Origin of the sequence: Streptomyces sp. NPDC005533 (assembly GCF_042871845.1) — a bacterium.
Lineage (GTDB): Bacteria > Actinomycetota > Actinomycetes > Streptomycetales > Streptomycetaceae > Streptomyces.
Map to the genome: position 1 here is coordinate 1 of NZ_JBIAJH010000175.1, position 1,587 is coordinate 1,587.

Consider the following 1,587-nt stretch of genomic DNA (forward strand, 5'->3'; position numbering starts at 1 on the left):
GCGATCTCCCACAGCCCGTCTGGAACAATCCAACTCCACGTGCCCCGCCCCATACCGACGTCAACGACGCCTCACCACATAGGACACGGTCTTAGTACTGCAACGGTGTTTGCCGGGACGGTTGGGCAGGTCGGTCGTTGGTCAGTTCATGGGTGGGGAACGTGTTGATGCCCGGTTGTGGGCTGGTGAACTGCAGGCTCTACATGACCGGTTCGCGCACCGTTTTTCCAGGTCGGAGCCGCGGGAGTCGGCTCTTGCCTATATGCGGGGGCTGATCGCTCCGCTGGAGCGGAAGAACGGCTGGACGTTCGCGGAGGAGGCCGGGCATGGGGGCCCTGACCGGATCCACCGGCTGCTGAACCGGATCGACTGGAACGCGGACGAGGTCCTGGACGACGTGCGCGAGTACGTGGTTGAGCATCTCGGCGACCGCGATGCGGTGCTGATCGTGGACGACACCGGGTTCCTGAAGAAGGGCATCCGCTCGGCCGGGGTCCAGCGACAATACTCTGGGACCGCCGGGCGGACGGAAAACTGCCAGATCGGGGTGTTCCTCGCCTAGGCCGGCAGCCGTGGCCGCACGCTGATCGACGGCCGCCTCTATCTGCCCACGTCATGGACGGATGACCGCGACCGGTGCCGGGCCGCCGGCATCGACGACACGGTCGCCTTCGAGACGAAGGTGGTCATGGCCAAGGCCATGGTCCGCCGGGCCATCGCGGAGAAGATCCCGTTCCGGTGGGTGACCGCCGACGCCGCCTACGGCTACTCCAAAGGCTGGCGGTCCGAGCTCGAGCGGGCGGATGTCTTCCACGTCATGGCCACCACCCGCCACGACACCGTCGTCACCCGCTGGGCCATCGACCACCCCGTCCACGACCTGTTTCCCGGTCTGCCCCGCAAAAGTGGAAACGCCGTTCCTGCGGGGCGGGGGCTCACGGCCCCCGGGTCTACGACTGGGCCCGCGTCGAAGTGAGGCCCTGGCACCGCGAGGACCGCCGGCACTGGGTCATCGCCCGCCGCAGCATCCGCCGACCGGACGAGATCTCGTACTACATCGCCTACTCCCCAGCCGAAACCACACTCGACGAACTCATCCGTGTCGCCGGCAGCCGGTGGACCATCGAGGAATGCTTCCAGACCGCGAAACAGGAATGCGGCCTCGACGACTACCAGGTCCGCCGCTACGACGGATGGCACCGCCACATCACCCTGGCCATCGCCGCACACGCATGCCTCACCGTCCTGCGGTCCCGCGAACTCGACACCGGGAAAGCAGAAACGGATCCTCCCAGCTCATACCCCTCACCCTCCCCGAACTCCGACGCCTGATCAGCCGGCTCACCCGACCTCGCCCAAGCACCGACCACGTCCTGCACTGGTCACACTGGCGCCGCAGACGACAACACCAAGCCCGCATCAGCCACTACAAACGACGCGGCCACACACCACCAGAAGCCGACAAACCATCGCAGCAAAGACCGTTGCAGTACTAGGGTCCGTCTTCAAACTGATCTTGCCCAGAGCAGGATTGATGCGAGGGTGACCGCCGCTTCGTAGGAGGTGGCGGTTTTCTCGTAGCGGGTG

1 pseudogene is annotated in these 1,587 nt (G+C 65.8%); it reads left to right on the plus strand.

The window, feature by feature from the left end:
- The first annotated feature begins 148 nt into the window (after positions 1-148).
- Positions 149-1,332: pseudogene (locus ACFYP3_RS37745) on the plus strand (IS701 family transposase).
- Positions 1,333-1,587: the final 255 nt, after the last annotated feature.